Source organism: Pseudoalteromonas sp. CR1 (assembly GCF_019392235.1).
Lineage (GTDB): Bacteria > Pseudomonadota > Gammaproteobacteria > Enterobacterales > Alteromonadaceae > Pseudoalteromonas.
Genome location: NZ_JAHXRM010000477.1, coordinates 1 through 249, shown reverse-complemented (window position 1 = coordinate 249; position 249 = coordinate 1). Strand labels below are relative to the sequence as shown.

At 50.2% G+C, this 249-nt stretch carries 1 protein-coding gene; it reads right to left on the bottom strand.

Annotated features, from left to right (window positions below):
• Positions 1-249, bottom strand: a 249-nt coding sequence (locus KZZ04_RS20215) for a hypothetical protein (protein ID WP_219424038.1), incomplete at both ends; no start/stop codon positions are given.

Sequence of the window (249 nt, the reverse complement as noted above, 5' to 3'; positions counted from 1 at the left end):
CAGCGCCTTCATTTCGTGCGGCGGATCGAACGAACACATCAGGGCTTGAAGGCATAGACGAAACTTCACCGGGTCAGTCTCCGGTTTGTAGTCAAGCCCAAAGTCCGAAAGCTTGCCGCCGCGAAAGAACAGAGTCTGAAAAATTTCCATCTGGTCTTTCACTTCATCGCAGCGCGAAGAATACTCTTGCCGAGAAAGATATTTTTCACTTTTGCAGCCGAACGTAATCTCTCTGTCGGTAGGCGTCCA